Raw genomic sequence first — 21,948 nt, forward strand, 5'->3', positions numbered from 1 at the left:
AGCGCTCTCGTCGAGAGTTGTCTGTTCCGGGAGTATAAACCAACCGACCGGTCGGTAAATAAATTTTCGGTGCTGTTTCCAATGAATTTTCATTCTTCAGTGGAATATGCGGTCGCACTGCTTGCAGCGTTGTGGGCGGTGCCTCGCATAAGAATCCTCAATAATTGTTATCTACCTTGCGTCCCCATTACCTGCAATCTATAAACGATGTGCGTCGGCTTGCCGGCGGATTATCGACAGCGAGGCGATATCCGGTTTGATTAGCCACGTCTGCACGGCATCCGCGAAACCTCCGCAGATAATAATCTGGATAACCAATGAAATTGTGACGTCGAAACCCGCAAGACCTTGATCAACCGTGCTTCGTCGAGAGCGTCCAATGAAAAACAAACCATGTCTGGCGATACTGATCGCCGCATCATGCGTCGGCTTGTCCGCGTGTGGCGGTGACTCAGGTAGTTCCTCCAGTGCAGCGAAACTCAACGCCAACACGCAGGCAAAGGCGGCCTCTTCCGCCGCGGGCGCGTTGCCGGCTGATCAGCCATACACCGATCCGAACCGCTACAGTTCGAGCGCTTCGGCTTCGTTGGCTGCGACCGCCGCGTTCGATAAGGCGGCCATTACCCATCACTCGATATCGCTCGACGGCAAGCCGGCCAACTACACGGCGACGGCAGGCCACCTGACTGCGATCACGTCCGCGGGCGACAAGGAAGTGTCGGTGTTCTACGTGGCCTATACGCTTGACGGCACGACGCCGGGCACACGGCCCGTCACGTTCTTCTGGAACGGTGGCCCGGGTTCATCGACGATCTGGCTGCACCTTGGCTCATGGGGACCGAGAACGCTCAATATCGACGAGGGTTCGCTGAAACTCGGCACAACCGCGCCATCGAGCTTCCCGATGGTCGACAACGACGTCACGATGCTGGACGACAGCGATCTCGTGTTCATCGACGCAACGGGAACGGGCTATTCAGAAGCCGTCGCGCCGCACAAGAACCGGGATTTCTGGTCGACGGACAAGGATGCCGGTGTGTTCCGCGACTTCATCAACCGCTATGTGCAGGTCAACAGCCGGCAGCAGTCGCCGAAGTATCTGTACGGCGAATCGTATGGCGGTATCCGTACGCCGATCGTCGCCGATCTGCTTGAACAGCAAGGCAGTCCCGGACAGGGTGGCCCCGCGCTGACGGGCGTGATCCTGAATTCGCCGATTCTCAGCTACAAGACGAATTGCTACGAATACGGCTCCACGAGCGTGCCCTGCAACGGCTTCCTACCTTCCTATGCCGGGGTCGCATACGGGCGGGGCGCGAACATCAGCAACCCGAACCAGCTGTCGCTCGCGGACTTCGTGAGCGGGATGCGCACCTTCACCGACCAGACTTATGCGCCGGCCAACAGCGCTTATCTGTCGAGAGGCACGACGCCGCCCACGAGCGTGACGACCGCACTGAACGGCTGGACAGCGGTGTCCGCGGCGAACTGGAAACGCAATTTCAACATGCAACCCGATACCTACGCGAACTACCTGCTGAACGGCGTGGGATCGATCGATATGTACAACGGCCTGGTCGCCGCGCCCGCTGGAGCGAACTATGATGGAAGTTCGTACAACGACACGGCATTCCAGAACGCGATCAACGACTATCTACCGAACTTCCTCAGCTACAAGAACGCATCGGCGTACAACCTGGAGCCTTCCGTCATCATCAATGACTGGGACTTCACGCACGGTTCCGATACCTCGGGGCGGCCGAGTTCACTGGGCGATATCGTCGACGTGCTGACACTCGATCCGTCGCTGAAAATGAAGGTGTTCGGCGGTTACGACGATCTGGTCTGCCCGATTCATCAGACCGAGCTCGATCTGCAGGGCGCAAACCTGGCACAGACGGTACCGTTCCAGCAATTCCCGGGCGGCCACATGATCTATCTGATGAAGAGTTCGCGGGCGCCGATGAAGCAGGCCATCGACACCTTCTTCGCCGCTACACCGGCGGCGGTTGCGGCCGACGTGGCGTCGCGCTAACCATGGAGAGCGCTAACATGAACAGGGTATGGGCTAGGGTTGCAATGGTCTGCGCGCTGTCGTCGCTGGCATCGCATGGCGCGGTTGCGCAGGTGGCGAGGATCGCGCCGATCTCCGGTTCGATCGATGCACAGATGGTCCGCGTGGGCGACATGCTGCGGCCGCCGCCGTCGCCGCCAGCCAACGACACGCCTGAGCTGCGCGGACAGGCGCTGCATCAGCACGTGCTCGATCAGATGAAGGCCCGGTTTGATGCGGCCGCCGATCCGTCCACGCATCTGCTGACCCAGCAGGCCGCAAAGGACCATGGCATGGGCTTCGTCGCCGATCACTTCCAGCAGATCGATCGCAACGGCAGTGGCTATATCAGCTTCGAGGATTTCAGGAACTTCCTGCGGGCGCGGCGCGGGGTGGCTTTCTCGAACAACTAGCGTGGTCGTGCGTTGACAGGACGCCGCTTAGGCATAAGCAAGCCGGCCGGATAGACTTCCGGCCGGCTTTTTCAATTCCGCCACAGGAGACGGCAATTAGCGCCGCACGACAGCCGCTTCCTGAAGTGCGTTCTCAATCTCACCGATCAACCGATCAAACCATCGACGCAGCAAGCGATTCGACAGCGACCGCGGAATCGACCACGCGATCGTTTTGTACACATCTGGGCGACGCACTTTCGACACATGCCCTGGCGTGAGCCAATCCTTGTTCGCGACAAGCAACCGCAACGTCATCAGACCGATCACGATGGGCCAGATACAGGCAAGGCGCAGACGCATCGCGGTCGGCGAGATCCCGAACGTGTAGTCGAACGCCGCGCGGTAATGTGCCATCGCGACGCGCACGAGGTCGAGCATCACGGGCCGCGCGAGATCCGACGCGTTCTCGCCGAGTAGATCGGCGGGCGAGATCTGCGCGCGGGAAAGACGATCGGCGGGGAAATAGCAGCGCCCGATCCGCAGATCTTTCGCACCGTCGCGCAGTACGTTGGTCAATTGCAGCGCCTTGCCGAAGCGGATGCCGAGCGCTGTCATCTCGTCAGCGTCGCGTTTGAGCGCGCGCGGTTGGTGCACGACCGACATCGTCGTCCAGAACTCACCGACGCAACCGGCGACCATGTACGTGTAGTGATCGAGTGCGGCATCGTCGGGCAACGCGAGGATCTGCCCCGACGTTTCGTCCGGGAACGTCACGAGATCGAACTCCATCCCGCGACTCAACGTCGTCACGATGCCGCGCACCGCTGCGCGATCGGTCTCGTCGAGCTGCGCGAGGATCGCAACCGCGGGACCCAGCGATTCGAGCAGTACCTTCTCGCTGGAATCAGTTTGCTGGCTCGCGATTTCGGCCGCCATCGTACGCAGTGCCGCGTCGTCGGGCTGGCCGTTCACCTGTTCGCGTAATGACAACAGCCATTCGAGGCGTCGTGCCGGTGGCAGCATCGAAGTGTCGGCGATCGTATCGGCCGCGCGCGCGAGCAGGTAGGCGAGGCCAACCGGGTCCCGCATACCGGTGGGTAGTACAGCGAGTGTGAGATAGAACGAGCGCGACACCTTTTTTAGCAAAGGGCCGAGCAGGAAGGCGCGGGAGGTTTGGCTCATGCCACGTTTGATGTGTTGCCAATTTCAGGAGGGGCTCATTGTATCTCCTGATACCGGCAGGACCGACGCCAGCAAAGCACGGATTAGAGGTGAACACGTGGATGTACTTCCACAGCGTCCGCATCCTCCAATTTCAAACCTGGCCAACATGCTTAGCCCTGGCGTAACCGACACCTGGATTCTCGACACTCAGTCGGCGATTTGCAGACCGCCAACGCCCCCAACACTAGTCCGCAACTGCGCGCTCATCGTAGCGAGCGCGCGCTTTCTCGACTTCCGGAAGGTACTCGAGCGTCCATTGATAAAGCGCCTTGAACGGGCGATCAAGTGAACGCCCAAGCGCTGAGATCTCGTATTCGACAGAGATTGGCGACGTCGTAATCACGTTTCTCTCGACTATTCCATTGCGCTCGAGCCGGCGCAAACACTGCGTCAGCGCCTTCTGCGTCACCCCTTCGATGCGACGCTTGATCGCGTTGAATCGCAACGGCCCGTCACGAAGCGACGCAATGATCAATACCGACCATTTATCGGCGATCTGATCGAGCAGCAGACGACTCGGGCAATCCGCTGCCGATAACACCTTGGTCTTCGATTCGTGCATGACGGTTTCCTGAAGGCTACCTGGTTGCATTGCGGTGACTCATTGACACTAAGTATAAAACATATACCATCAAGTTTTCCATCCGCGAGATTCAATTCATCAATGACCAGTCCGCAACTCGACACGTTGTTCAGACCGTTTCAACTGAAAACGCTCAACCTGAAAAACCGCATCGTCATGGCGCCGATGACGCGCTCGTTCTCGCCGGAAGGTGTACCCGGCGCCAACGTAGCCGATTACTACCGGCGGCGGGCATTGGGTCAGGTCGGCCTCATCATCTCCGAAGGAACGGTGATCGATCGTCCGTCGTCACGCAACGATCCGGCCATCCCGTTCTTTCACGGCGAGCAAGCGCTTGCCGGCTGGAAGAATGTCATCGACGCCGTGCATGAAGCAGGCGGCAAGATGGCACCGCAGATCTGGCACGTCGGCTCAGTCTCTAACCCGTTCACTGAATGGAAGCCCGATGCACCGGCCGAAAGTCCCTCGGGTCTTGTTGCGCCTAAAAAGGAGCGCGGCAAAGCGATGACCGACGAAGACATCGCAGACACACTTGCTGCATTCGGACGGGCCGCAGCAGAGTCGAAGCGCCTCGGCTTCGACACCGTGGAGATTCACGGCGCGCATGGCTATCTGCTCGACCAGTTCTTCTGGGACGGCACGAACCAGCGCTCCGATCATTTCGGCGGAAGCACGGTCCGCGAACGATCGCGCTTCGCGATCGAAGTGGTCAAGAGCGTCAGAGCGGCGGTTGGGCCGGATCACCCGATCATCCTGCGTCTAAGTCAATGGAAGCAGCAGGACTTCGGGGCCCGGCTGGCGCATACGCCGGACGAAATGGCCGACTGGCTCGTCCCGCTCGTAGAGGCGGGCGCCGATATCCTGCACTGTTCCCAACGACGCTTCTGGGAAGCGGAGTTTCCGCAGATCGATGGAGAAAATGGACTCAACTTTGCAGGCTGGGCGAAGAAACTGACCGGCGCCGCGACAATTAGCGTGGGGTCCGTCGGTCTTTCCGTCGACTTCGTCGGCACCTTCGGTGGTGAAAGTTCTACCCCGGCGAGTCTCGACAATCTGCTGGAACGGATGGCGCGTGACGAGTTCGACCTGATCGCAATCGGCCGCGCAATACTGAGCGACCCGGAATGGGTGGCGAAGATTCGTGCCGGCGACACCAGCAGCCTGAAGGACTTCAGTCCCGCAGTGCTGGCCGAGCTTCACTGATCCTCGATCAGCCTCGTCAGGGCGAGTCTTAAAGCCCCGCGACGGCTCTGTCCAAGGCGACAGAGCCGTCAATCCCAGCGGCAAGCGCCTCCGATCGACGGATCGGGAAACCACTGAGAAAACAGTCTGCCCGCAGAAAGCAATCAGAAGGGCAGCTTTCCCTATACTTCCTCGCATGCCAACGCCTGCATTGACAGGCGCTGTTTCAACTGTGAGGAGACAGGAATGCCGCGCCACACAGGAACCCTGTTCCGTGCACTGTTCTGCATCGTGGCGTTAACGGCGGCGCGACTCGTGAGCGCGCAACCCATTGTGCTGATGACCGGCGGCGCCGCGAAGCTGATCTACCTGCCGGTGATCCTTGCGGACCAGCTCGGCTACTTCCGCAGGGAGGGCCTCGACGTCCGCGTGGTGTCTTCGCCGGCGGGCATCGATACCTCGACTGAACTCGTTGCGGGCGCTATCCAGGGCGCGGTCGGCTTTTACGATCACACGATCGAGCTGCAAAGTCATGGTCTCGATGTGCAGTCCGTCGTCGTGCTGGGTCAATCCGCGGGGCTCATCGAGCTTGCGCGCCGCGGCGGCAACATGAAGTCGATGGCTGACGCAAAGGGACGCCGGCTCGGTGTAACCGGCTTCGGATCGTCGACTTACTTCCTGACACGCTACCTCGTTGAGCGCGCGGGCGTGCGGTCCGGCGAATACACGGTGGTCCCTCTTGCCAACGAGTCCGCGTTCGAGAAAGCGATTGTCGATGGCACGGTCGACGCCGGCATGATCGAAGAGCCGACGGCGACACGCATGTTGACTCGCCTCGAAGCACGGCCGCTCGTCGACATGCGCAGCGTGAAAGACACCTACGCACAGCTAGGCGGGGCGTATGTGGGTGCCTGTCTCTACATGCAGCGTGACTGGATCGACGCGCATCCGGACGAGACGGCCCGGCTCGCGCGTGCCGTGCGTGATGCGCTGCGTTTCATCCAGACGCATGACGAAACCGCTATCGCAGCCGTGGTGCCTGCAACGATCCGCGGCGATAACCTCGCGATCTATCTGCAGGCCCTGGCCATTGCGAAGCCCGCGTATTCGTCGACGGGGATGATGCCTGCGGATGTGCCGTCGGCAGTGCTCGCGGTGCTCGCCGGCGCCAACCCCGAGTTGTCGGAGCGGCATATCGACCTCGCGCGCACCTATACCAACCGCTTCGTCGCTGCTGCGCCTACGGACACATCGGACGACCAGGCCGCAGGTTCGCACTGAACCTCGCCTACACCGGAGACATGCTGTCATGCGAGCCATCCAGATCCACGAGTACGGCGGACCCGAAGTACTTCGGCGCGTCGAGATCGACGTACCGAAGCCGGCGCCGGGTGAAGTGCTCGTGCGCGTCGTAGCGGCAGGGATCAACTTCATGGACATCCACACGCGGCAGGGCAAGTATCGCGAGTCACGTACCTATCCCGTGAGAATTCCATGCACGCTCGGTATGGAAGGCTCAGGTGAAGTCATCGAAGCGGGCACGGGTGTCACGTCATGTCGCAAGGGCGACCGGGTGGCGTGGTGCATCTCGTGGGGCGCGTACGCCGAGTACGCGTTGGTGCCCGCTGCGCGTCTTGCAAAACTGCCGGATGGGATCGGCTACGACATCGCCGCTGCAGCGATTTTCCAGGGCTCCACCGCACACTATCTGCTCGAGGATGTCGCGCGCATCGGAGCGGGCAGCACGTGCCTCGTACATGCCGCGTCCGGTGGCATCGGACAGTTGCTCGTGCAACTTGCGAAGCGACGTGGCGCGGAAGTGTTTGCGACGACCAGTTCCCCCGCCAAGGCGGCAATCGCGAAGTCGCTCGGCGCCGATCATGTGTTGATGTACGACGATGGGGCGTTCGCCGACAGAATCCGCGACTTGACGCAGGGTCGAGGTGTCGATGTCGTATTCGACGCAGTGGGCCGGACCACGCTGCGCGACAGCTTCCGGGCGACGCGAACCCGGGGTCTCGTCGTCAACTACGGCTCCGTCACCGGTCCGATGCACGATCTCGATCCCTATGAACTGGGCGAAGCCGGCTCACTCTTTCTTACGCGACCACGGCTTGCGGATCATCTGGCCGATGTCGAAACGGTACAGCGGCGCGCCGACGATATCTTCGCCGCCATCCAGCAGGGCGCGCTGCGCATCGGGATCAACGGTCGTTACACGCTGGATACCGTCGAGGCGGCCCATGCGGCACTCGAAGAACGTCGCCAGTCGGGCAAGGCCGTGATGGATATCGCCTAGCCGCCAAGCCGTATTTGCCAGCTGTACTCACAGGAACCATTGCCCGGCACACGCCACACGTGCGCCGGTTATCCAGACTCGTCCCTACGCACAGAAGAGCACCATGGAACCAGCCACCACCCATCATCCAGAATCGCGATTTCGAGCCGTTTTCCGCGTGGTCAGCGGCAACTTTCTCGAGATGTTCGACTTTACGGTCTACGCCTATTACGCCGGTGCGATCGCCCACACGTTCTTTCCCGCGGACAATGAGTTCATCTCGTTGCTGCTTGCACTCTCCGTGTTTGGTGCGGGGTTCCTCATGCGGCCGATTGGCGCGCTGGTGCTTGGGGCGTATATCGACCGTCACGGGCGGCGCAAAGGACTGATCCTGTCGTTGTCACTGATGGCGGCCGGTACCGCATGCGTGGCGTTCGTCCCCGGCTACGCGACGATTGGCGTGATCGCGCCTGTGATCGTGCTGATCGGGCGTCTGCTGCAAGGTTTCTCGGCAGGCGTCGAACTCGGCGGCGTGTCTGTTTATCTCTCGGAGATCGCGACACCCGGCAAACGTGGTTTCTTCTGTTCGTGGCAATCGGGTAGCCAGCAGGTCGCGGTCATCTTCGCGGCGTCGCTTGGCGTGCTGCTCAACCAGGTGTTGCCCGCAAGCGAGTTGAGCGCGTGGGGCTGGCGCGTGCCGTTCCTGATCGGCTGCCTGATCGTGCCGTTTCTCCTGCTCATTCGCCGCACGCTGCGCGAGACCGATGAGTTCGCAGCGCGCAAGCGTCATCCGGGGTTCGGCGAAATCATGAAGTCGATGATCGACAACGCCGGCCTGATCGTCGCGGGCATGGGGCTGGTCGTGATGACGACGGTATCGTTCTATCTGATCACGACCTATACGCCGACATTCGGTAAGACCGTGCTGCATCTGTCGGCCATCGATTCGCTGGTCGTCACCGTCTGCGTGGGCGTATCGAACCTGTTCTGGCTACCGGTTTCCGGAGCGGTTTCCGATCGCGTCGGGCGACGTCCCATCCTGCTGCTCTTCACCGTCCTTACCATGCTGACGTCCTATCCGGCGATGCAGTGGCTCGTCAGCGCGCCGTCGTTCGAGCGGCTCCTGCTGGTGGAACTCTGGTTTTCGGTGCTCTATGCGTGGTACAACGGCGCCATGGTCGTGTCGCTGACCGAACTGATGCCGGCTCATGTGCGTACGACGGGTTTTTCGATGGCTTACAGCCTCGCTACGCTGGTCGGAGGTTTTACCCCGGCCGTCTCGACGTCGCTGATTCACTTTACCGGGGACAAGGCTGCACCCGGCGCGTGGATGGGCATGGCCGGATTGTGTGGCGCCGTGGCGACGCTGATACTCTACCGTTCGCAACAGGCGCGCAACGGATACAAGCTGGCATAGCTTTCCAGGGCAATGAGACTTCTGCTGATCGAAGATAACCGGCAACTCGCGCATTGGCTGTCGAAGACATTGACCGACGAGGGTTTCCTCGTCGAGCATGCACTCGACGGTGAAATCGCGGAGGCGTCGCTGCGCGACGCGCGCTACGACGTCGTGCTACTTGATCTGAACCTGCCCGGCATGTCGGGCAAGGCGCTGCTGCGTCGTATGCGCAAGAACGCCAACGACACCCCCGTGCTAGTCCTGACTGCAACGGGTGACGTCGGTGAAAAGGTGATCTGTCTGAGCGAAGGAGCCGACGATTACGTCGTCAAACCGTTCGACGACCGCGAACTGGTGGCGCGCATCAAGGTACTCGCTCGCCGTCACGCACCCGCGCGTTCGAACCGCATCCGCTGTGGCACGCTGCTCTACGACATGGACCGCCGCCAGTTCTTTATCGAAGACGACGCCCTGTCGCTTACGCCGCGTGAGCATGCCGTGCTCGAGGCGCTCATCCTGCAGGCGGGGCGCACGGTGTCGAAGGCGGTGCTTGCCGAAGCGGTGACCGATAAGGACGCACCGCCCAGCGGCGACGCAATCGAAATCTACGTGTCGCGACTGAGAAAGAAAATCGAGAAGAGCACAGCGGCCATCATTACGCTACGTGGGCTCGGCTATCTGCTGGAAAATGAAGAACCGCAAGCGTAGCCTGCGTGCGCGGCTCCTGCTCTGGCTGATTGTGCCGATGACGGCATTCAGTGGCGTCGCGGGCTGGCTCACGCATGAGAATGCGCGGCGCACCGCCGATCTGCTGCAGGATGCCGCCCTGCTCGCCGCCGCCCGCGTGATGGCTGCCGATGTGCGCTGGAGCGGCGACGATCTCGTCGCATCCGTGTCGCCCAGCACGATCCAGATCGTGGGCACGCCACAGGGCGATCAGGTTTTTTATCGCGTCGAGATCGCGGGCGGTCCGGTCATAGCAGGGACCTCGGATTTTCCGGAGACGCCTCTCGCAGATTCGCCCCGTTGGTACGACGCACACGTCTCGCAGATGCCGATACGCGCCGTCACGTTGAAGCGTCCGATGTACGACGCCGGCAGGATCGTCGACGTCGTGGTGTCGGTTGGGCGCACGCAGATCGCACGCGATGCGATGGTCGCGTCGCTATGGAAACCGCAACTCGCGTATATCCTCGGCAGCATTGCGGCGATGATGGTGCTGGTCTATGCAGGGTTGACACTGGAGCTGCGCCCGCTCGAAAGGCTGGCGAGAGGTCTCGCCGCGCAGCCGTCGCAAACGCGGGTTCGAATCGATACGACCGATGTCCATGCGGAGCTGCATCCGCTGATTGCCGCATTCAATGCGTGTCTCGACATCATCGAACGACAGGCGCTGACCCAGCGGCGCTTCATCGCCGACGCGGCACACCAAATCCGGACCCCACTCACGCTGCTGGGGATCCAGCTGCAATACGCCCGGCGTCAGCACAACCTCGAGGACGTGAGAGAAACGCTGCTGGCCATGCACCACAGCAATCGCGCGATGGTTTCGCTGATCAACCAGTTGCTGATGCTTGCGCAGGCGGAAGCGGCCGACTATACGGCGTTCGAAGGCGAGGTTGTCGACGTGCGGGAAGTGGCGGCGCGCGCGATCGAGAAACTCGCGCTGGCTGCACAGCGTCGCGGTATCGAACTGGTCGTGTCGATCGCGACGCCGCTCTTCGTGACGGGCAGCGAGACGTTGCTTTCGGAAGTGCTGTCGAACGTCCTCGACAACGCGATCCGTTACTCGCCCAAAGGCACGCAGGTCGCGATCGATGCGAGTCAGACCGGGGGATCGGTCAACATCCATGTGCTTGATGGCGGCCCCGGCATTCCCACCGCGTTGCGCGAGCGTGCGTTTGAGCCGTTTTTTCGTGCGTCCGACGAAGAGGGCAGCGGACTGGGACTGGCGATCGCGCGAGAGATCGTCCGGGCGCACCGGGGAACGATTTCGCTCGAAGACGCACCCGGCGGCCAGGGGTTGCTAGTGAAGCTCACTTTTCCGGCGAGCGAGCTTCCGTCGCAGAACCCCAGCTAGCTACGAAACGCCGGACCGTTCCGCGATTTCAGGTAGCGCAGGAAGTCGTCAAAGCTCACCGAGCCCTTGTTGTCCTGATCGATTTCCTTGAAGTGCGTGACCATGTATCCCCAACCTGCGCTCTTCGCCTGCGCAAGAGAGAGCAGATGCGTGGTGGGATCGGCGGCGGCGTTGAAGCGTTGCTGGAGGTCGGCCACGACCTGGCTCTGCAATGTCTTGCCGGTTGGTTGCGGCACGGTCGTGCCGGGCGAATCCGCAGGCGGCGCGGACATCTGTTCACCAACCTTGAGGTAGTAGCCGCCCGCGTCGTTTGTGCTCGCGAAGCCGGTTGCACGGGTCGCGCCCGCTGCACAGGCAAGCGAAGTCGACAGCACTGCGCTTGCAGCACATACCGCAGTCAGAATGTGGATAGATCGCATAGTGGTCACGAAATAGTAGGTTTGGAAATGTCGTTAGCGATGAATTCAGCTTGCATGAGCCGGCGACTGATTGAAGAAATCGTCGATGGCCTGCTTCATCGGTGCGCGCGACGCCTTCGTCAGATAGATCATGTGCCCACCCGGAAATGCCTTGATCGGAACCGCGGACGACAAACCCGCACCCGCTAGATCGAGTTCGCCTTGATGATACGGACAGGCGAGATCGTGATACCCGTGAAACACGATGACCTTGAGAGCAGGATCGAGTGTCATCGCTTCGCTCAGATCGGGTAGCGAAGTCGGATGATTCGACGTGTCGGTACCGTGCGTCCATTTCCAGTCGTTGATGACCGCGCCGGGTTCGATCGCATAAGTCGACGCACTGCTGTACTTGAGGAAACCCGGCAGATACGTCTTGATCTCGTTGGCGAACGCAGGGTCGTTGTAGTCCTCGGCGTCCTGGCTGTTCGGGCCCAACGGCTTGCCGTCCGATCCAACATAGTCGGTTCCGGCGGGAATGGTCACCAGGCCGTTATAGCGGTCCATCCGCGACCAGAATCCCCACTTGAGCCATTGATTCGGCGCAAGCTGCAGCGCAGCGGACGCGAAATCCGGCACATTCATGTTGAACGCGGTTTGCCACTCGGACGCAGTCACCCCTGTCGACGTCGCCATCGTCTGGAACAGCGCCTGGTCGGCCGGAGTAAACGTGGACGCAGCGTAGGGCGGATAAAGACCTGACGTCTCGTTGACATAGTTCGACAGATTGGGCGCCCATTGCTGGGATGCGGCAAGACGCGCCTGGCTGACATAGTCGCCTACAGACTGCGCGCTTGCGCCCGGATTCTTCATCGAGTACGTAATCGCTGCGTAGCTCGGGATAAACCCTTCGCAAGAGACGTTGGAAACAGTTTTTGTCCAGTTGGGATCGCTGCTGCTGCCCGTGTAATCGCCATATCCTCCGGCCGAATTCCACGCCATGTAGCAGTTGGTTTTATAGCTGAGGATCGGCGAATTCAGGATCACACCGGTCAGCGCCGGACCGCCCTGGCCGAGGCTGCCTTGCTGTTCAAGCAGATTCGCCACGATGGGCGTGCGAATGCCGCCATAAGACTCGCCGTACAGATACTTCGGCGATGTCTGTCTGCCGTTCACGGTGATATAGCGCGTGATGAAATCGCGGAACGCCGCCGTGTCCTGGTCGACGCTCCAGAAGTCCTGATTCTTGTGAGGCGCGATCGCTTCCGAATAGCCGGTGCCCGGTGCGTCGACAAACACGAGATCGCTGTCGCCGAGCATCGTCACATCGTTGTCGACCAGCGGAAAATTCGCGGGCTGGGTTTTCAGCATGGCGGGCGTCAGGCTGGCTTCATCGATGTCTAGTGTCTTGGGACCCCACGAACCCAGATGCAACCAGATGGTGGATGAACCAGGGCCACCGTTCCAGAAGAAGGTCACCGGGCGTTTGCCGAGCGGTTGATTGTCGCGCGTGTAGGCGACATAGAAAAAGGACACTTCTTTGTCGGCCGGTTTCGAGGCGTCGGTGCTCGGTGCCGCGGCCGTGAGGTGACCGGCGGTGGCGGTGTAACTGACCGACTGACCGTTGATGGTCATCGTGTGATGCGTGACCGCCGCCTGATCAAAGGCTGCTGTCGCGGGAAGCGCGTCGCTTGCGGCGGTGCTGTACTGATTGGGATCCGTATAAGGTTGATCTACGAGCACCACCGGCGGGGACGGTTGTCCGGACGACTGTCCCGACGATTGCCCGGAGGTCGCCGAACTCGTACTACCGGAGCTTGTGACGTCGCCATTACATCCGGAAAGTGTCACCGCGCTTGCGCACAAGAGCGCGAGCCAGAGCAAGTTTTTCTGCATTGACGTGATTCCCCTGATAAGAACCGACTGTTCGGAACATCTTTCATTCGTAAGCTGCAGGCGCAACCGACGGACGGCCGCGCTCGCGAGGCGCAGTTGTCGTGCGTCGTTATTTAGTTAAAGACGATCAGGAGATGGGAGGGGACCAGCCGGTTTGGGGGCTGGTGAGAATCAATGAGATTGATGCTGCCTGGCGGGCCGCAGATGTGCCAATACCTGTCACGTGAGGGCAAACGGGAAAGGGATACGGGGCGCTTTCTAGCGCTGTCGAGCGACCTGCTCGATGACGTCCCGCAGGCGACCAACAGCCACGCTCAACTGCTCGACTGAATGCCCACCAAAACCCAGCATCAGTCCCGGTCGCGGGGCAGGCCCGTCGTACATGGGAGAAATGGCTCGAACGGCAATGCCTGAAGCCGCGGCGGCTGCTTCGACTTGTTTGTCGTCGATATGGGCAGGTAACCAGGCAAGCACATGCATCCCCTGGTCGCTTGGTTGCACCTCGATAGCGGGGATCTGACGCTGAAGTTCAGCGAGTAGCGTTGCGCGTCGTTCCGCATAGATCCCTCTGATGCGGCGAACATGCGTCTCGAAGTAACCGTCTCTCATGAACGCGGCGATCACGTGCTGATCGGCTAACGGCGAATGCCGGTCCATCAGTGCGCGCGCGCCAATGAAGGCATCGACAAGTGCGGGCGGTACGATCGCGTAACCGAGCCTGAGCGACGGCGCCATCACCTTGCTGAAGGTCCCAAGGTAGATGACCCGCGCGGGATCGAGTCCTTGCATCGACGGGAACGGATGGCCGGCGTAGCGCAGTTCGCTGTCGTAATCGTCCTCGATGACCCACGCGCTGCTTTCCCGCGCCCATCTCAGCAGCGCTGCACGCCGCGCCATACTCAACGGCATGCCAAGCGGATACTGATGCGAAGGCGTGACGAAAATCGCCCGGGCGACCGGAAACCTGGCGATCGCATGCGTGAGATCCATGCCATTACTGTCTACCGGCACACGAAACAGGTTGGCCTGTGCATCGTCCAGAACTGCCGTCAGTCCAGGGTATGCCGGGTTTTCCGCCCATGCGACATCGCCGTGAGACAGCAGAACGCGTGCTGAAACATACAGCCCCTGCTGCGTGCCGCTCATGATGATCACGTTGTCGGCGCTACACGTGACCGCCCGCGACTTTCGCACGTAGTCAGCGACGGCTTCCCGCAGTGAGCGGAGTCCGGCGGGATCGCCGTAAGTGGTCGGTGCGGCTGCTTGCGTCGCGCGCACGCGATTGCTCAAGCGTCGCCAGGTATCGTCGAGCGCTACGTCGCCGCGCGGCACTGCGATCGAGAAAGGCACGGGCGGAAGCGGCGACATCGCCTTGACCACCGCCGCATAGCGTTCGATGTTGGGCGGCAACGAGACCGGATCATCAGGTGTTGTTGTTTCGAAACCCGTCGGCCTGTCGCGCCATTCCGGCTCCGCCCAGGTTTGCGATACGAGCGTGCCCGCGCCTACGCGTGCCTCGAGATAGCCCTCCGCCACCAGTTGCCCGAACACGTCGGTGACGGTACCGCGTGCCACATCCAGCGAACTGGCGAGCGTGCGCGTAGACGGCAGACGCTCCCCCGGTTTTAGCTCGCCGCGCGTAATCGCATCGCGCAACATTCGCGCGAGCTGCTCGCCGATCCGGCCGGCGCTTTTGTCGATGGCGCCGAGCACGGGGGCATCGACGGAAGGTGTTTTCCTGGACATGACCGTATCGCTTGCGTAAACCGTCACCACGAGTCCGGCCTATTGTAGATACGGTCGTGTTCGGGCCGGCTGGCTTCAGCGCATGATCAAGCGAGTGACGGTGTCGCGAAGGCGGCCACGTTGTCGAGCTTGATATCCGCATCAGCCAGTAGTGTGGGGGACAGTGGCGTGGCAGACAGGACCCAGTCCTTGACGACGCGCATCGTGAGCGCAACATCTCGCACAGGTCCGAACGCGCTGACGCCGATCAACGTGCCATCGTTGGCGAGCGAAAAGAAGATTCGACCGGCGCCGATCTTCCGTTGAGCAATCACGCTTCCCAAAGCCGGCAATCCAGCGATCTGCAATACCGCGTCGTATTGATTGGACCAGAACCACGGTAACGGGTCATATGCGACTTCCTGGCCTAGCATGCTCCGTGCAACGAGATCAGCCTGGTCTTCGGCGTTCTTCCAGCTTTCCAGTCGCAAAGGCTGACCATAACGCGTACTCGTAAAAGCGCATACGTCGCCGCAGGCGAAAATCGCCGGGTCACTGGTGCGAAGATCTGGACCGACCACCACGCCGTTGTCGACATCGAGACCGGCTGCTTCAGCGAGGTGCGTATCCGCACGCACACCGATGCCATACACGACATGGTCGCAAGGTATCGATACTCCCGTCGACAGACGCACAGCCGTGACCCGATCGGTTCCTTCGATGGCAATCACCGAAACGCCGAAGCGCAGATCCACACCGCGTTCGCGATGTATGCCGATCAATTCGTCCGATACGATTTCGGGAAGGCTTCTGGTCAATGCATGCGGAGCGGCTTCGAGTACCGTGACATGACAGCCGAGTTCCCTCGCCGCTGCGGCGACTTCCAGACCGATGAATCCCGCTCCGATCACGACGATGCGGTTTTCCGCGGTCAGATAAGAAGCGACCAGGCTGGCGTCGCGGGTGGTGCGGAGCTGGCTGACGCCGGGCAGGTTGGCGCCGGGCACGGGCAGAGCAATCGCACGTGCGCCTGTCGCAATCAGAAGCTGATCGTAGGGAATCGTTCGACCGTCGTCGAGCGTGACGGTCTTTTGCGAGCGTGTTATCGCGGTCACGTTCCGGTCGAGCACGAGTTCGACCGATTGCTCGACGTACCATTGCGCGGGCCAGAACTCGCACGCGTCAGCGGTTTTCTTGCCGAGAAGCACCGCTTTCGATAGCGGCGGCCGGTCGTAAGGCGGCTGCGATTCATTACCGATCAAGGTGATCGGCCCGCTCCATCCCTGCTTTCTTAATGCGTGAGCGGCTTTCCCACCGCTATGTCCTGCACCGATAATGACCACACCATTCACGCTCAGGTCTCCTCTGGCATTAACATCCTGACGATCATCAAAAACGTCGATGACGGATGTTATGCCTTTGCGTCGCCGATTGCATCCAGCGTAGCCTGTCCCATGGCTACGTCGCCTCGAGCCTTGAGCGCTTCACCGAGGCTCAGACGGTCGCGCAGTTCCCGGTTCTGGCTGAGCTTGAACTTGCCTGTAATACGCGTGACTTCGATCTCGATACCGACGATTGCCTTGAGCATCGTGTCGATATAGTCGGCAGGCGCATCGCTCATTTTCCAGGGCTTCGGCAGGGAAGCTTCGTGCGTTCGCGTGAGACGCGCGACCATGCCTCTCACGAACCGCTCGTCATCGCGGATGCGGATTTTTCCATGCAGGTGGACGACCTTGTAATTCCAGGTCGGAACCTGCTTGTGAAACTCATGCTTGCTCGGAAACCATGTCGGCGAGACGTACGCCTCTTCGCCACGGAACACGACCATGACCTCATCGCCGTCTTTCACGTCCTGCCAGATCGGGTTCGATCGGGCGACGTGGGCGCGAAGTGTGCCGTGTTCGCCTTCGTCTGGCGTGAGTTCAAAAGGAATGTGATTGGCGTCCAGACCACCCGGCGTACTGGCAATGAGAATGCCCAACGGATGCTCCCGGATCATGCGATGAAGTGCTTCTGCATCGGGTACAGCGAAGTGTGCGGGTATGTACATGTGAAACTCCAGATTCCACCGGTCATCGTCGCGTGACCTGATGGGTGTACAGGGGGATTCGGTGACGGAACGACACGTCGGTCATGTCGAAGCCTGATGTTCGTCTACGACAGAGGCGTTCGGAAGTGCCATTTTCCTTCGAATGGACTGGTCCACTTGTCGCTTTGAGGAAATGGCTCATTGAGTCCGTGACAAACTGGCGACGATTGCGACAAGTTCGATTCGTTGAATCGGGTACGCGGTCTCGGTGCAATTCCCCGTGCCATGTCTTGCGATCTGGGTGGAACTGGATCGGTGCAGCGACTTTCGACCAGACTTAAGCTGCGTTTAAGAAAGCCACCCTATCCTGCAGCTAATCCCCTGTAGCAGATCTTCCTGGCCGCTCACGCGGCCTCTTTTTTTGGGCTCAGCGCATGAAAACGCTCTGGCGGTTGATTCAGATCACCGTGTGCCTGCTCGTGTCCCTCACTGTTCTGATTTTCCTGCTCTCGCTCGTCGCGCGCGTGGTTCCGCACGTGTGACAGACAAGCGATGCGCGGCGAATGACGCCTCGTCTGCTATTGCGTCGGGGTTCGCAGTCCTTTCATGACGGCTTGTATAGCGGCCATGTTTCCCGCATCAATCTACGCCACGCTCGCATTCATCTGATATCAACGTTGAGACACGCCAGGTCGCGCCGCGAATCTTGAGCGAGCGCGTTGGCATCAATCAGGTTTTTCTCTCTGACCGGAATCTGTGAGCCTTTGGGTGTCTTTCAACGGCTCCGCGGGATCAGCGGCAACGTGCCGAGTCGCTGTGCGAGAAATTCCGCGGTCCGGTGAATGTGGGGAGGCGCCAGGCTCATTCCGATGTGCCCGCACTGGGTGCTTCGTCTTTCGCGCAACTCGCACCGGTGGCGGTGGCCGGTGCGGATGTCGAGTTCGTCGAATGCTGCGGCCGGTTGAGGCTGACCGCGGAGCGCGCACGCGTGTCCACCTTCAGCTCGAATACATCAGGCCGCGCGTAGTGTCCGGTCACATCGAGATCGAATTTGCCACGCACGATGTCGTCGGTATCGATCTCAGCCGAGAGGATCGCTTCCTTGCCATAGACAGGGCCGGCGAGCACCTCACCGAACGGACTAACGATGACGCTGCCGCCGCGGATCAACACCGTGTCGGGCGCATCGCCGGCAATACCGGCGTAGTCGGGCGGACAGCCGTCGCGGGTCAGATACTGGCACGCGCTCAGCACAAAGCAGCGTCCTTCATAGGCGATGTGGCGCATCGAGCTTTGCCACATGTCGCGGTCGTCCACGGTCGGCGCGCACCAGATGCCGATGCCTTTCGCGTACATCGCCATGCGCAGCGCCGGCATGTAGTTTTCCCAGCAGATCGCACCGCCCAGCCTGCCGAGCGGGGTATCGAGCACAGGCAGCGTCGAGCCGTCGCCCATGCCCCAGACGAGACGTTCGCTGGCCGTCGGCATCAGCTTGCGATGGCGGTCCAGCAGCACGCCGTCGGGACCCCAATACAGCATCGTGCAATACAACGTCGTCCCGTCGCGCTCGATCACCCCGGCGACCAGATACGCCCGCGCCTGTTTCGCAAACGTGCCGATCCGGGCCACTTCGGGACCCGGCACTTCGATTGCCGATTGCCAGTAGCGCAGGAAATCGTTTCGCCCTTCGGCGCTGCGCATGCCGACGCGTGCGCCGAAATCGAGTCCCTTTGGATAACCGCCTACATAGGCCTCCGGAAAGACGATGAGTTGCGCGCCGGTTTGCGCGGCTTCGCGGCATTGCGCTTCCATTCGATCGAGCGTGGCCGCTGTATCGAATACCCGCGATCCCGCCTGAACCACTGCTACCTGATGTCTGGCCATGTGTTGCTCCTAAGCTGTGATGCGGCCGAGTTTGCTATGCTGGAAAGTATTCATCAAACAAATTATTCAAAAGATGAAAATCAATGTGGTGGATATTCGGAAGCTGGATCTGAACCTGTCCGTCGTGTTCCTCGCGGTGTGGCAGGAGCGCAGCGTCACGAAAGCCGCGTCGAGACTGGCGCTTAGCCAGGCGGCGACGAGCGCGGCGCTGGCGCGTCTGAGGGAAACCTGTGGCGACGCGCTGTTCGTGCGTACCCGCGGCGGGATGGAGCCGACCCCGCGCGCGTCGGCGATGGCCGAGCAACTGGAGTCTGGCGTCGCGCATCTGTGGCATGTGCTCACACAGCATCAGACTTTCGATCCGGCCACCACGGTACGCAGTTTCTCGATCGGCATGTCGGACGACTTCGAACTGGCCATCGGTCCGGGCCTGTCGCGACTCGTTCGGGACGAGGGCGGACAGGTGTCGTTGATCTTCAGGCAAACCAACCGCCACACCGTCGAGCAGATGCTGAACGACCGCGAGATCGATCTGGCCGTGGTTTCGGGCACGGTGCGCAGGGCGTGGATCACTCAGGAACACATCGGCGATGCGGGGTATGCCTGCCTGGTGGACCCCGAAGCGCTCGATTGCCCGCTGCCGCTCACCGTCGAGGACTACCTGCGGTTGCCGCATCTGCTCGTTTCGTACTCGGGACGCTCCGGCATCGTGGACATCGCGCTGAACGCGTTGGGAAAGCGACGGGTGGTCCATACGGCGCTGACGCATTTCTCGGCGGTGCCGGCTTTTCTCACGGGTGTCCGTGCCGTGGTGACGCTCCCGAGTCATGCCGCCACTGCGCTGGAGCGTATGGCGGCGCTTGCGGTTTGCCCTGTGCCGCTGGATCTCGGCGAGTATCCGGTTCAGTTGCTGTCGCGGCGCGATGGCGACGGAGATCCGGCGCTCGAGTGGTTGAAGGAGAAGATCAGGGCTGCCAGCGTCAGCGCGCTCGATGTTGCCGGCGCTGAGGCCGACAGTCGCCCTTTGGCGGAAAGCCGGCCGACGTTGGCGGGATAAGACGCGCGATCGCACCTGTTCGGGTGGGGCTTGCGGGCGCCTGGGCGGCAGCCGCTGGAACGCTGACCTGAGTCGCTTTGTTCCGGCTCGAACGCTCGAACGCAAGGTTCGGGCACAATGACCGCCTTCATCGTCACCTGCCCGACTATTCGTATGACTCTCCGTCATCTGGCCGCGACTTGCGGTGCGTTGCTGTTACCACTTGCCACGCTGTCTTGCGCACCATCCTCCGCATTTGCTGCCGATACCCCCGCGCACTGGGTGACCGCCTGGGCGACCGCACTCCAGCCGATTCCGCAGCAAGCCGACCTGCCGCCGCTGTACCGCGCCCCCGAGGTAGCCGGACGGACCGTTCGGCAGATCGTGTATCCGACCTTGTCGGGGGCGGTGGCGCGGGTTCATGTGAGCAATGAGTACGGGCGGGCGCCGCTTGTCATAGAGGGGATGCGGATTGCTCGGGCCGCTGGCGGTGCTGCGGTTCGCGCCGGTACGGATGTGCGGGTGACGTTTGCTGGCAAGGAGTCGGTGGCGTTGTCGCCGGGTGCCGAGATCGATAGCGATCCGGTGCGGGTGGGGATCGTCGGTGGTACGCCGTACGCGGTGAGTGCCTATATGGGCGGCGAGCAGCGGATGGTGGCATGGCATCGCGTCGCGAATCAGGTGAATTACGTTTCCGCGCCGGGCGACCATACCGGCGATGCCTCCGGCGACGCGTTTCGCGGGCGCTTCACGCAGTACGCGTGGGTGACCGGGCTGGCCGTCGATGCGCCCGCGGCTGGCACGGTTGCGGCCATCGGCGATTCCATTACCGACGGCATGCGCTCCAGCCTCAACCAGAACCGGCGCTGGCCAGACGGACTCGTGCGGCGCCTTACCCAGTCAGGCGAACGGGCCACGGCGGTCATCAATCTGGGCATCAGCGGCAACCGGTTACTGAACGACTCGCGCTGCTACGGCGACGCGCTGGTCCGGCGCTTCGACCACGATGTGCTGCAGCATCCGGGTGTACAGACGGCCATTCTGCTGATCGGCATCAACGACATCAACTTTGCCGCGATGCCGCCGCACAGCGGGCTGGATTGTGATGCGCCGCATACGGCGGTCACGGCGAGCGATCTGATCGAGGGCTATCAGAAGGTGATCGCCGCGACGCATCGACGTGGCGTCCGCATCGTCGGCGCGACGTTGACGCCCGCCGGGTTGCCGCCGCAGCGCGAGGAGATCCGGCAGGCGGTGAACCGGTGGATCCGGACCAGCCGGGCCTTCGACGGGGTGGTCGATTTCGACGCGACGCTGCGGGACTCCGCTGCCCCGGATCGTCTGCAGCGCGGCTATGACAGCGGCGATCACATCCATCCGTCCGACGCCGGTTACGCGGCAATGGCCGAAGCGGTTTCGCTGACCAGCGTGGCGGGTGGCTCCGCGAAGTAACCGTTCATAAAAAGTTGGCGCACGCCCTTGTCACCAGCCGGGGATTGGCCTACTATTCGCGTCCTCGTTTGCGAACGAGGACCGCTGCAGAAACCAGCGGGTGCAACGTCAGAACGGTTTTAAGCGAAAGCAAAAAATAGTGTTGACGAAGCAGAAAAGACTCTTCATAATCTCGTTTCTCTGCTGCTGATGCGGCAGACGCAGGAGGGCGGTGCTGGAAGGTGGTTGAAGTGACCATGAAGTAGCCAGCGCGACGGACCGGAGTGCGATGCGATCTTTAAAAATTAACAGCCGATAAGTGTGGGCGCTTGATGGAGGCGCGCCGCGGGAAACT

At 61.3% G+C, this 21,948-nt stretch carries 19 protein-coding genes; 10 read left to right on the forward strand and 9 right to left on the reverse strand.

Annotated elements, in window-relative coordinates; all coding sequences use genetic code 11:
- Positions 1-379 precede the first annotated feature (379 nt).
- Entirely contained in the window at positions 380-2,035 is a 1,656-nt protein-coding gene (locus BWP39_RS18070) for a S10 family serine carboxypeptidase-like protein (RefSeq protein WP_096722366.1), read from the forward strand.
- A 17-nt stretch (positions 2,036-2,052) separates the two neighbouring features.
- Complete coding sequence (locus BWP39_RS18075) at positions 2,053-2,466, forward strand: EF-hand domain-containing protein (protein WP_157915155.1); 414 nt, start codon at positions 2,053-2,055, stop codon at positions 2,464-2,466.
- A 96-nt stretch (positions 2,467-2,562) separates the two neighbouring features.
- On the opposite strand, the gene BWP39_RS18080 is transcribed toward BWP39_RS18075, so the two are convergent.
- Complete coding sequence (locus BWP39_RS18080) at positions 2,563-3,630, reverse strand: phytoene/squalene synthase family protein (protein WP_096722370.1); 1,068 nt, start codon at positions 3,628-3,630, stop codon at positions 2,563-2,565.
- 226 nt (positions 3,631-3,856) lie between these two features.
- Complete coding sequence (locus BWP39_RS18085; protein WP_235851435.1) at positions 3,857-4,234, reverse strand: winged helix-turn-helix transcriptional regulator; 378 nt, start codon at positions 4,232-4,234, stop codon at positions 3,857-3,859.
- A gap of 102 nt (positions 4,235-4,336) precedes the next feature.
- Here BWP39_RS18085 and BWP39_RS18090 point away from each other — a divergent pair, with 102 nt between their 5' ends.
- From BWP39_RS18090 to BWP39_RS18115, 6 genes are all read left to right on the forward strand, one after another.
- Entirely contained in the window at positions 4,337-5,458 is a 1,122-nt protein-coding gene (locus BWP39_RS18090; RefSeq protein WP_096722374.1) for an NADH:flavin oxidoreductase, read from the forward strand.
- A gap of 225 nt (positions 5,459-5,683) precedes the next feature.
- On the forward strand, positions 5,684-6,718 hold the full coding sequence (locus BWP39_RS18095; protein ID WP_096722376.1) for an ABC transporter substrate-binding protein: 1,035 nt from the start codon (positions 5,684-5,686) through the stop codon (positions 6,716-6,718).
- Between the two features lie 28 nt (positions 6,719-6,746).
- Positions 6,747-7,736 carry a quinone oxidoreductase family protein gene (locus tag BWP39_RS18100; RefSeq protein WP_096722378.1) on the forward strand — a complete coding sequence of 330 codons (990 nt, stop codon included), beginning with the start codon at positions 6,747-6,749 and terminating at the stop codon, positions 7,734-7,736.
- Positions 7,737-7,839: 103 nt separating this feature from the next.
- Positions 7,840-9,132: an MFS transporter gene (gene tcuC / locus BWP39_RS18105; RefSeq protein ID WP_096722380.1), complete on the forward strand. Its 1,293-nt coding sequence runs from the start codon at positions 7,840-7,842 to the stop codon at positions 9,130-9,132.
- 12 nt (positions 9,133-9,144) lie between these two features.
- Positions 9,145-9,822, forward strand: a complete 678-nt coding sequence (locus tag BWP39_RS18110) for a response regulator transcription factor (protein ID WP_096722382.1) — start codon at positions 9,145-9,147, stop codon at positions 9,820-9,822.
- Complete coding sequence (locus BWP39_RS18115; RefSeq protein WP_096722384.1) at positions 9,803-11,194, forward strand: sensor histidine kinase; 1,392 nt, start codon at positions 9,803-9,805, stop codon at positions 11,192-11,194. Before BWP39_RS18110 ends, BWP39_RS18115 begins: the two co-directional genes overlap by 20 nt.
- Here BWP39_RS18115 and BWP39_RS18120 read toward each other — a convergent pair.
- The 6 genes from BWP39_RS18120 to BWP39_RS18145 all read right to left on the reverse strand — a co-directional run bounded on the left by BWP39_RS18120 (position 11,191) and on the right by BWP39_RS18145 (position 19,126).
- Positions 11,191-11,613, reverse strand: a complete 423-nt coding sequence (locus BWP39_RS18120) for an EF-hand domain-containing protein (protein ID WP_096722386.1) — start codon at positions 11,611-11,613, stop codon at positions 11,191-11,193. The genes BWP39_RS18115 and BWP39_RS18120 overlap by 4 nt on opposite strands.
- A 45-nt stretch (positions 11,614-11,658) precedes the next feature.
- Positions 11,659-13,488 (reverse strand): S10 family serine carboxypeptidase-like protein, encoded by a 1,830-nt coding sequence (locus BWP39_RS18125; RefSeq protein ID WP_096722388.1) that lies wholly within the window; start codon positions 13,486-13,488, stop codon positions 11,659-11,661.
- Positions 13,489-13,746: 258 nt separating this feature from the next.
- Complete coding sequence (pdxR, locus tag BWP39_RS18130; RefSeq protein ID WP_096722732.1) at positions 13,747-15,234, reverse strand: MocR-like pyridoxine biosynthesis transcription factor PdxR; 1,488 nt, start codon at positions 15,232-15,234, stop codon at positions 13,747-13,749.
- 86 nt (positions 15,235-15,320) lie between these two features.
- Positions 15,321-16,565 carry an NAD(P)/FAD-dependent oxidoreductase gene (locus BWP39_RS18135; RefSeq protein ID WP_207556888.1) on the reverse strand — a complete coding sequence of 415 codons (1,245 nt, stop codon included), beginning with the start codon at positions 16,563-16,565 and terminating at the stop codon, positions 15,321-15,323.
- 59 nt (positions 16,566-16,624) lie between these two features.
- Complete coding sequence (locus BWP39_RS18140; protein ID WP_096722392.1) at positions 16,625-17,263, reverse strand: FMN-binding negative transcriptional regulator; 639 nt, start codon at positions 17,261-17,263, stop codon at positions 16,625-16,627.
- An 840-nt stretch (positions 17,264-18,103) separates the two neighbouring features.
- Positions 18,104-19,126 (reverse strand): carbon-nitrogen hydrolase family protein, encoded by a 1,023-nt coding sequence (locus BWP39_RS18145; protein ID WP_096722394.1) that lies wholly within the window; start codon positions 19,124-19,126, stop codon positions 18,104-18,106.
- A gap of 73 nt (positions 19,127-19,199) precedes the next feature.
- Between BWP39_RS18145 and BWP39_RS18150 the strand changes: the two genes are divergently transcribed.
- On the forward strand, positions 19,200-20,183 hold the full coding sequence (locus BWP39_RS18150) for a LysR substrate-binding domain-containing protein (RefSeq protein ID WP_170043867.1): 984 nt from the start codon (positions 19,200-19,202) through the stop codon (positions 20,181-20,183).
- Positions 20,184-20,336: 153 nt separating this feature from the next.
- Positions 20,337-21,614, forward strand: coding sequence for an SGNH/GDSL hydrolase family protein (locus tag BWP39_RS18155; RefSeq protein WP_096722398.1), 1,278 nt, complete (start codon positions 20,337-20,339; stop codon positions 21,612-21,614).
- A gap of 108 nt (positions 21,615-21,722) precedes the next feature.
- Here BWP39_RS18155 and BWP39_RS32130 read toward each other — a convergent pair.
- The coding region (locus tag BWP39_RS32130; protein WP_207556889.1) for a hypothetical protein at positions 21,723-21,948 on the reverse strand (226 nt) is incomplete at its 5' end.

The sequence above is a fragment of the Paraburkholderia acidicola genome (assembly GCF_002362315.1).
Taxonomy (GTDB): domain Bacteria; phylum Pseudomonadota; class Gammaproteobacteria; order Burkholderiales; family Burkholderiaceae; genus Paraburkholderia; species Paraburkholderia acidicola.

Bases quoted from the DNA above. Each gene is read 5' to 3' on its own strand.
- tcuC (WP_096722380.1), top strand. From the start codon at position 7,840: ATGGAACCAGCCACCACCCATCATCCAGAATCGCGATTTCGAGCCGTT.
- BWP39_RS18145 (WP_096722394.1), bottom strand. From the start codon at position 19,126: ATGGCCAGACATCAGGTAGCAGTGGTTCAGGCGGGATCGCGGGTATTC.
- BWP39_RS18085 (WP_235851435.1), bottom strand. From the start codon at position 4,234: ATGCACGAATCGAAGACCAAGGTGTTATCGGCAGCGGATTGCCCGAGT.
- BWP39_RS18120 (WP_096722386.1), bottom strand. From the start codon at position 11,613: ATGCGATCTATCCACATTCTGACTGCGGTATGTGCTGCAAGCGCAGTG.
- BWP39_RS18080 (WP_096722370.1), bottom strand. From the start codon at position 3,630: ATGAGCCAAACCTCCCGCGCCTTCCTGCTCGGCCCTTTGCTAAAAAAG.
- BWP39_RS18095 (WP_096722376.1), top strand. From the start codon at position 5,684: ATGCCGCGCCACACAGGAACCCTGTTCCGTGCACTGTTCTGCATCGTG.
- BWP39_RS18140 (WP_096722392.1), bottom strand. From the start codon at position 17,263: ATGTACATACCCGCACACTTCGCTGTACCCGATGCAGAAGCACTTCAT.
- BWP39_RS18100 (WP_096722378.1), top strand. From the start codon at position 6,747: ATGCGAGCCATCCAGATCCACGAGTACGGCGGACCCGAAGTACTTCGG.
- BWP39_RS18110 (WP_096722382.1), top strand. From the start codon at position 9,145: ATGAGACTTCTGCTGATCGAAGATAACCGGCAACTCGCGCATTGGCTG.
- BWP39_RS18155 (WP_096722398.1), top strand. From the start codon at position 20,337: ATGACTCTCCGTCATCTGGCCGCGACTTGCGGTGCGTTGCTGTTACCA.
- BWP39_RS18090 (WP_096722374.1), top strand. From the start codon at position 4,337: ATGACCAGTCCGCAACTCGACACGTTGTTCAGACCGTTTCAACTGAAA.
- BWP39_RS18125 (WP_096722388.1), bottom strand. From the start codon at position 13,488: ATGCAGAAAAACTTGCTCTGGCTCGCGCTCTTGTGCGCAAGCGCGGTG.
- BWP39_RS18070 (WP_096722366.1), top strand. From the start codon at position 380: ATGAAAAACAAACCATGTCTGGCGATACTGATCGCCGCATCATGCGTC.
- BWP39_RS18115 (WP_096722384.1), top strand. From the start codon at position 9,803: ATGAAGAACCGCAAGCGTAGCCTGCGTGCGCGGCTCCTGCTCTGGCTG.
- BWP39_RS18150 (WP_170043867.1), top strand. From the start codon at position 19,200: ATGAAAATCAATGTGGTGGATATTCGGAAGCTGGATCTGAACCTGTCC.
- BWP39_RS18075 (WP_157915155.1), top strand. From the start codon at position 2,053: ATGAACAGGGTATGGGCTAGGGTTGCAATGGTCTGCGCGCTGTCGTCG.
- pdxR (WP_096722732.1), bottom strand. From the start codon at position 15,234: ATGTCCAGGAAAACACCTTCCGTCGATGCCCCCGTGCTCGGCGCCATC.